Annotated in this window: 9 protein-coding genes and 3 pseudogenes; 7 read left to right on the plus strand and 5 right to left on the minus strand. The window is 59.8% G+C overall.

The features are described from left to right. Together QMG72_RS17500 and QMG72_RS17505 are read left to right on the plus strand one after the other, a co-directional pair. Positions 1-147: pseudogene (locus QMG72_RS17500) on the plus strand (IS30 family transposase); the annotation flags it as partial. 64 nt (positions 148-211) lie between these two features. Then, positions 212-799: a DinB family protein gene (locus tag QMG72_RS17505; protein WP_283481322.1), complete on the plus strand. Its 588-nt coding sequence runs from the start codon at positions 212-214 to the stop codon at positions 797-799. Between the two features lie 143 nt (positions 800-942). On the opposite strand, the gene QMG72_RS17510 is transcribed toward QMG72_RS17505, so the two are convergent. From QMG72_RS17510 to QMG72_RS17520, 3 genes and pseudogenes are all read right to left on the minus strand, one after another. Then, positions 943-1,545, minus strand: a complete 603-nt coding sequence (locus QMG72_RS17510; protein WP_283481324.1) for a hypothetical protein — start codon at positions 1,543-1,545, stop codon at positions 943-945. 130 nt (positions 1,546-1,675) lie between these two features. Further along, positions 1,676-1,963, minus strand: a pseudogene (locus tag QMG72_RS17515) (IS30 family transposase); the annotation flags it as partial. 145 nt (positions 1,964-2,108) lie between these two features. Beyond that, positions 2,109-2,633, minus strand: coding sequence for a hypothetical protein (locus tag QMG72_RS17520; RefSeq protein ID WP_226776056.1), 525 nt, complete (start codon positions 2,631-2,633; stop codon positions 2,109-2,111). Positions 2,634-2,637: 4 nt separating this feature from the next. On the opposite strand from QMG72_RS17520, the gene QMG72_RS17525 reads away from it, so the two are divergent. The 5 genes and pseudogenes from QMG72_RS17525 (at position 2,638) to QMG72_RS17545 (ending at position 4,805) form a co-directional block, all read left to right on the plus strand. Next, a complete protein-coding gene (locus QMG72_RS17525; protein ID WP_226776055.1) occupies positions 2,638-2,955 on the plus strand; it encodes a hypothetical protein in 318 nt (105 codons plus the stop codon). 149 nt (positions 2,956-3,104) lie between these two features. Further along, positions 3,105-3,436 (plus strand): annotated as a pseudogene (locus QMG72_RS17530) (transposase); the annotation flags it as partial. A gap of 22 nt (positions 3,437-3,458) precedes the next feature. Further along, complete coding sequence (locus QMG72_RS17535) at positions 3,459-3,593, plus strand: hypothetical protein (RefSeq protein ID WP_283481325.1); 135 nt, start codon at positions 3,459-3,461, stop codon at positions 3,591-3,593. Between the two features lie 646 nt (positions 3,594-4,239). Then, positions 4,240-4,440 (plus strand): ribbon-helix-helix protein, CopG family, encoded by a 201-nt coding sequence (locus QMG72_RS17540; protein WP_226776059.1) that lies wholly within the window; start codon positions 4,240-4,242, stop codon positions 4,438-4,440. Then, the gene (locus QMG72_RS17545) at positions 4,437-4,805 is read left to right on the plus strand and encodes a type II toxin-antitoxin system death-on-curing family toxin (RefSeq protein WP_226776054.1); all 369 of its coding nucleotides are present in this window, start codon (positions 4,437-4,439) and stop codon (positions 4,803-4,805) included. Before QMG72_RS17540 ends, QMG72_RS17545 begins: the two co-directional genes overlap by 4 nt. Positions 4,806-6,080: 1,275 nt before the next feature. Here QMG72_RS17545 and QMG72_RS17550 read toward each other — a convergent pair. Further along, positions 6,081-6,683: a GNAT family N-acetyltransferase gene (locus QMG72_RS17550; protein WP_283481326.1), complete on the minus strand. Its 603-nt coding sequence runs from the start codon at positions 6,681-6,683 to the stop codon at positions 6,081-6,083. Between the two features lie 264 nt (positions 6,684-6,947). Then, positions 6,948-7,196: a hypothetical protein gene (locus tag QMG72_RS17555; protein WP_283481327.1), complete on the minus strand. Its 249-nt coding sequence runs from the start codon at positions 7,194-7,196 to the stop codon at positions 6,948-6,950. Positions 7,197-7,511 lie beyond the last annotated feature (315 nt).

Here is a 7,511-nt window from a genome sequence, read left to right on the forward strand (position 1 = left end):
CGCCAATATTTCCCCAAGGGCACCGACCTGAGCATCCACAGCCCCGCAGACCTCGACTGGGTTGCCCAGGAACTCAACGACCGACCGCGCAAAAGACTAGAGTTCAAGAAACCGATCGAACTGATCGCAAACCTCCTGTTGCAATGACCGCCCGAATCCGCCGATCCTCAAGCGCACACCGGCGGCCGAAGTAGCCTGTAGCGTTCAGCTCATGCCAACCGATACAAATGACAGAGCGACGCAGCTTCGTGAGTATCTGAACGATGCCCGCGAAGCAATCTTGTGGAAATGTGAGGGCTTGAGTGATGCCCAGGCGCGTACTCCCCTTACTCCGACAGGCACGCACGTCATGGGCCTACTGCTCCACCTGGCCGTCACCGAATCCCAGTACTTCATTTCATGTCTTGGACGGGAAATTGAGAACCCCGTTATCCAGGGCGTTATCGCATCCCGGGACGCTCAGGCAGACTTCCTCCCGCCGCCGAATATGACGCTGGCCGATGCGGTCGAGATCTATCGGGAGACAACCGTCGCAGCCGATGCAGTGCTCGACGACTTGGAGCTGGATACAACGGCCGTGGTGCAGTGGTGGACAAAGCATCGGCACACTACGGTAGAACGCCTCCTGGTGCATATGATCGCCGAGTCTCACCGTCATGCCGGACACTTGGACATCGTGCGCGAGCAGTTGGACGGTTTCATCGGTTTGCGTCCATCAGCGCCAAACATTCCAGGCCTCACGCCCGATCAGTGGGAAGAGCAGCGTCTGCGGATAAAAGAGCTAGCCCGCGGAGCATAGGGCGTCGTCTGTCATTTTGGACTATCCGGGCTTACTTGCAGCACCTCAGATGAGGATCGTCCATCGGACGCTACTGGTGTCCACGGAGGGAACGCCCGTCAGTCGACCCTGCGGATACGACGGTCAGCAGGTGCCGGCGCTACCTACGCTTCTTCAGCGCGAACGGCAGTGTCGTGCCATTCCTGGTCCGCATCGGCGAGGTGCGGGTACACGTGCAGCATCTCCACCGGGATGACCTCCCACGAATCGCGGTCCCACTCGCGGTACATGTCCTCGACCCTGGCGCGGTACTCCGGCGAGTCGTACGGAGACCCACCGGTGCGCCCCTCTGCAGCACGTTCATCCTCACCGGACCGAACGAGCTCGTTTCGCTGCTCGTCGCTCAGCGTCCGGAGCGCCCCATGGCTAGCGAGCCAGTCCACCACCTCCTGCATCTGAGCCTTCATGGGACCGCGGCCCTTTGTGTCGTCCGTGAGCGAAGCGTGTATCCGCCAGGGCTGGATGAGCCACGGGGCGACGAACGTGAGGTCGCCGCGGGCGTTCACGTGCCGGGCCCAGCCGCCAGCGTGCACGATCTCGCGCAGGAGGTACGCCTCGCATTCTGCGAACGCGTGAAGTTGACCCCGCTTGGACGGCGGGTACGGCACCGCGGCGCGGCCCGGGTCCGTCGGGTAGGGGACTGGCTTCGCATTGAACTCGTGCCACCATTGGCGCAGACGGCCACCATTTGTCGTTCCCTTGCTCATTCGTTCCCCCCTCTGCCCACTGTACTGACGACGATACCGAGATCACCGGCTCCCGATCCGCGTCCGCCACTTACCACCGCCGCGCGACGTCAGGGACAGGTCCCAGTAGCCGATCGGCGGATTCAGGCGGTCATTGCAACAGGAGGTTTTCGATCAGTTCGATCGGTTTCTTGAACTCTAGTCTTTTGCGCGGTCGGTCGTTGAGTTCCTGGGCAACCCAGTCGAGGTCTGCGGGGCTGTGGATGCTCAGGTCGGTGCCCTTGGGGAAATATTGGCGCAGCAGGCCGTTGGTGTTTTCGTTGATGCCGCGCTGCCAGGGCGAGTGTGGGTCGCAGAAGTAGATGTCGAGGCCGGTGTCGATCTTCACGGTTTTCCAGTCCTGCATCTCGATGCCTTGGTCCCAGGTCAGGGAATGCCGAAATGATGGAATGCAGGCGCTGACGGAGCTGCGGTACGTGTAAAAAGAAAGCCCTTCCCGGCTGACCCGGGAAGGGCTTTTGTTGTGAACTGGAACCCGCAGCCGTTACTCGGGTCTCTGGCGGTCTTTGGGTGAAGTCTTCCGGCTATCCATACGGGTTGTTGTAGGTCGAGAGCTGGTACAGGACGAACGCTACGAGGGCAACGACTATCAGCTGCAGGGCAGACATGAGGACGATGATGGTTGTGGTCCAGAGACTATCGAACCGGTACCTGCGCCGTGTCGTCAGCCAGACGCCCAGGTAGATCAACGAGATCAGGAGCATGAACGGAAGCACGTATTGGATAAATATTACGATGATGTAACCGGGGTAGTTACCCGACGCTGTGCCCGCCAACAGGCAGAGCGGGGGCAGCAGGTAGGAGAGCAGGAGCGCGAGCCTCAACCACTGGATTAACCGGGGCGGCCGCGGCTTCTCTTCCTGGATCAGTGTCGCCTGAGGGACAGGAGGCGCAGTGACACCGCCTGGTTCGGGTAGGTTCTCCTGGATTGGCATAGTGCCTACTTTCAGGTCGTGGAGTTGGGCCTGCTGCCAGCGGGATATGGAGCCGGCAGGAACATCTTTCCGCTGAGCGATAAGTGCACCGCCCGGTTCGACAATAGTGCCCATCTGGATGAATCTGGATGAATCCGGCGATCGCTGGACTGGTGCTTTTTCCGGCTTGGTGCTAGCTGACGGTTGGCACGGGAGGCCTTTCGACTCCCTCTTCGCTCTCGCCTCCGCCGTGGATCTTCCGGATGGGCTCAAAAGCGAGATTGAAGGTGGATGGGACTTGATTTGTGAAGGCAACGTGACCATCGTCAAGACGGGGTTCGAGAAATATCCGGCTTTGAGGATTGAGGGATTCAAGTCGGCTTCATGGAACCCCCACGTTGGCGTCGTAGATCGGCAGACCTATGGCGAATCAGGTGGGGTCGTCTTAGTTTCCTAGGTGGGGCAGTCACCTCTGGCGCTTGGCGTTCGGCCCACCGATGCTCCTATTGGGGGACTGCTGAAGGTTTAGTTGACAGCTTGACCTGCCCCAGGGATTGGTTACCCGAAATGGTTTGAGTTTTTGGCTCTCGCTGAGAGGCTTCAGACATGCCAAGACCCTATCCACCGGAGTTCCGCGCACGGGCAGTCGCCCTGGTCCGGGCCGGCAAACCCATTAGCCGAGTGGCCGCTGAGCTGGATATCAGCGAGGGCGGCCTCCACAACTGGGTCCGTCAGGACCAGATCGACCGCGGCGAACGCCCGGGGCTGACGACGCCCGAGAGCACCGAACTGGCCAAAGCCCGGAAGCGGATCCGTCAGCTGGAAACGGAAGTGGAGATCCTCAAGCGTGCAGCGAAGCTGCTCGGTGAGGACCGGCCGGACCCAAAAGAATCCACCCGGTGATCGGAGAACTTACCGGCGCCGGGTTCCCCGCGAACCTTCAATCAGGGTAAGCGCGGGATGTCGAACGTCATTCTCCACACCGATGACGAGGATGTGTCGCTCGACTGCATCAACGACGGATCCGGGGGCCAGATAAGGTTCTGCATGCCGATTTCGATCACGCCGGGGTCGACCAAGACGCCCGCCAGCTAAATCCCGCACTGCACTCCGCGTGACGCCGACACACGTGCGTGGGAGCGGCACCACCGTGCAAGAGGTCAATGACCCCTGTCTGTGAACCCTGGTGACCCGGAGCCGCCAAACCGCCTTCGACCGTGCGACCTTCAGCGGCAAAAACATCTCGTTCAACGGGGCGGACTTCGGCAAGGCGGGGTTAGTTTTGAGCGTCTGAGGGTGCGGAACTCTGCCCCTATCTTCGACTGGGTTTTGAAGACCGAGGGGGCAACTCTAAAGCCAGCAAATGTGGAGCCGCAGAATTCGCCGCCCGTCGAACGAACAGGTCGCCGCGACAGGAAGGACACATTGATTTTCCCCAATCGTGATCCTCAGCGACGTCCTAGAGCCAGTGCGGACGAGTGTTGACATCCCGTGTAGACGACTTCGCAAACTGACATTCGGCGCAACCATGACCATCACGATCTTTTGTCACATACAGAGAAACGATGACCCTTTGCATGACTTAGAATAGATGACTGGTTAAGTGACATATTCTGATTCCAGCCTGGTTCGGAATCACGTTGTCACTTAAACGAACGTATAAATGACTTCGCGGCCGAGATCGACCAGCCCCTCTCATCAGTAGCGGCTGGTACTGGTTTGGTACCATTTTGGTATGGCCATGAATCTACGAGTTCCCGAAGACCTCGACCGCCGTCTCGATGCGCTTGCTGCCGAGGAGCACACTTCCAAGTCCGCCCTGCTTCTCCAAGGGGCCGAGCTGGTCCTCCAGCGCCACGACCGAGGCCGGGAGATCAGTGAGGGTTTGGATTTCGTGATGAGTCATGATGCGGAGCTGCTCAAGCGCCTTGAGGATGCATGAGTTCCTACCTCGAAATCGAGGACGCACTGCAGGTGATCGACCGGTACGGCTTCCACATCCGTGACATCGGGCTGCTCGCTTCCGCCCTGGCGCGCCCCGCGACGACGGTCATGGGCACAGAAGCCTATCCTCAACTGGCCACGAAGGCCGCAGCACTCCTCGAGTCCGTGGCCAGGTTCCATCCGCTCATCGACGGCAACAAACGCACCGCCTGGACGCTCATGGTCCTGTTCCTCTGGATCAACGGCTATCGGCACGTCTTCAGCGCCGACGATGCCTTCGACCTGGTTGTTGGTGTGGCCGCCGGCGACATCGATTTGAAGCGCAGCGCCATCCTGATCGAGAAACACCTGATGCGGCGCTAGGTGCTGTGGGAGGGGTCCCAGACCGATGGCTCGGAATTCGGCCATGAGCAGTCGTCGGGGGAGTTCGGAGGCCAAAAGCAGGGTGTGCACACTGTGCACACCCTGGGCTTCGGATCGGGTCGTATTGGTGCCGGACTGGGCCGGATTGCGGACGTTTGCGGGGGAGTGGCGGAAATTCAAGGGCTGGAAACCCGCTCGAGTCCCACCTCGGGCACAGTGTTTCCGCAGGTCAGGCGCTTTTGGGGTGTTTTTTCGTGTGCACATTGTGCACACTCTTGGCTCTGATCCGATGTTCCGGGTGTGTAAGGTCCTGGAACGGCTTATTCGGTTGTGTGGGGGAGCTCTGGCTACTGCGGGCCGGGTGCCTCCTCGCGGGGTCTGTTCTGGGAGTTCATCCTCGTTCGTCCTCCCGCTGGGGTTTTCGCGTTCACTACTTCATGGTGGCTAGGGGCGCGTACAACATGACTTCCTGATTTTCTTGATCGACCCAAGGTTGCGGCCGGTTCGGGTTTTCCGCTCAGATATTTGTTCATGCAGGACTTCGCGGGGAATGGCCTGACATGGCACGAATCCGGAGCTGATATGAGATCGCTGAGCCTGGCCAGTCGGTGGGTGCGGCCGGCTGCGAGGTCGAGTTCCAGGGAACTGGTGGGCTTCTGCCATGGCCTTCCCGCCAGTTAACCGGCCGCCGCAGCCGTCGTCTTTCCCGTCATCGCCGCATCCGGCTTCTGAGTGTCCGAGTTGGTCGCGCCGTGGAGCATCTTCGTTGGGGTCCAGAGAACCGAATAGGTGGTCGTGATGAGCTTGCCCGCGTTAGTGAATGGCTATTTACTAACTCCATGAGCAGACCGCAGCGCACCTCCGATGAGGACTTACTCGACCGCATCGAGGCTGCGGTGGTTCGGCGACATTCGATAATCCCGGGGGGTCTTCACGATGTTGCTCCGGCCGCTGGCATAGGCCCCCCGGCCTGATCAAGCGGTTTGGCTCGAAAGAGGGTCTACTGCTCGCGCTCACGCGGCGCTGGATCGATCGGGTGCCCGACTCCCGGGTGGGGACCGTCGATGTTTTGACCGAGTTGCGTGAGTACGTGGATGGGAACGGGGGACCCGGCGTGGTGGCGCGAGTACCGCGATCACCTAGAGTCGGTTGCGGCGTCCGCCAACCGCGTGAACTCGAACACTGGAACAGGTTTCACACTCTGATGGCGGCCCGATCAGGATCTGTTCTTGTCCAATAGCGGGTGGCGTTAGAACCGACTGTCCCGCTGCGGCTTCATCGGGATAACGGGAGCATCGTGAGATGTGGGCATGAATCCGTACGCAGTCGCGCGTGGGTCTCGACGTCGAAGCGTTCAGCGCCGTACGCCAGCTTCTGGCGCTCGATACCTTCGGGGATGAAACCGGCACTGGAGGCGACCTTGCACGATGCGGGATTGTTGACTCGGTGCCCTAGCTCGAGTCGGAAGAGGCCGTCTTCGAATGCTGCTGCGGCGATCGTTGCGAGGGCTCGAACTGTATAGCCGCGACCGCGGGCTGCAGAGGTGAGCCAGTAGTACATCCAGGCAGTTCCGTGGCGCCGGTCAATGGCTGATAGTCCTACATTGCCTACAGCAGCGCCGTCGATCGTGATTGCCCAGTTGCGTCTGGACTCTGTGAACGGAAGTTGTGCGCCGATGTAGTCACGCGCCTGGTCTACGGTGGCTGGGTGCGCACTGCCAAATTGAGTCTTTAGGTCCGGGTTCTGCTGGTATGCAGCCCGTAGCGCGGGTGCGTCCTCAAGCGTCCAGGGGCGAAGTTCGACGGTCAGAGTTCCTATCGTGCCCGACGAAGTACGGCGGCCATGAATTTGCCCGTAAGCCAGTGAGGGGAAGGGCAAACGGGAAATTACGCGCTGCCTGCGGCGCTAGCTAGCCGCCTGCACGTGAAGTTAAAAGCAGTCAAGAGACGTCCGGTCACCCCAAACGGTGACAGGCCGTCTCTGCGCTGTTGCAACTCTGCTGGAACGATGACCCTCTGAGTCATGACAAGGTGAGGGCGCGTAACGAGTCCATCCTGGAGCGCTCTGCTGCCTTAGCTGTGGGGCGCCACTGACCGGCTCGGTTCCGGTGGGCCCCAGCTCGCTGGAGCAAGCCTTTCGGACTTATCTCTTGTCTGCGGTTTCCATGGCAGCCTGTCGAGACCTGGTGACTGCAAGTCCGATAGCGCTTCCTGCTGCGGCCAGAAAGAAGAGCAGCACCAGCAACGGACCGGACATCCCTGGGAAGAGCGGGTTGCGGCCGGTAAGGAAGATTGACGCCAGTAAGCCCACCATCGAGATGGAAAACATCAGACCTAATGCTCTCTGGATGCGGCTCTGGCGAGTCGGCAGTGACTTGTTTGAAGTAGTCATGGATTTATTCTATCGTGTTGACTTTTAGCAAAATTGACAAGCTTGTAAATAATGGGGAATTAGAACAACAGATTGGTTCTACAACCCCGGCCTTCAAGCCACTGGTACAGATGGCCTCTTTTGAGCTTCAGAATTGGCTGACTTCGCGGCTGACGTGTGTGAGCCAACGACCTCGCGTGTCGGGGTCTTGGTTGGGTCCCCAGATAGAAGTCCAGTGTCTGTGTGAGTTTCGTGTCCGAGAATGGACACAGGAGGAAATTCACGAATCATGGCACGCAGACATACCCCCGAGCAGGTCATCGCTAAGGTCCGGCA

This window comes from Pseudarthrobacter sp. PH31-O2, from assembly GCF_030063265.1.
In the GTDB taxonomy this organism is placed as follows: Bacteria; Actinomycetota; Actinomycetes; order Actinomycetales; family Micrococcaceae; genus Arthrobacter.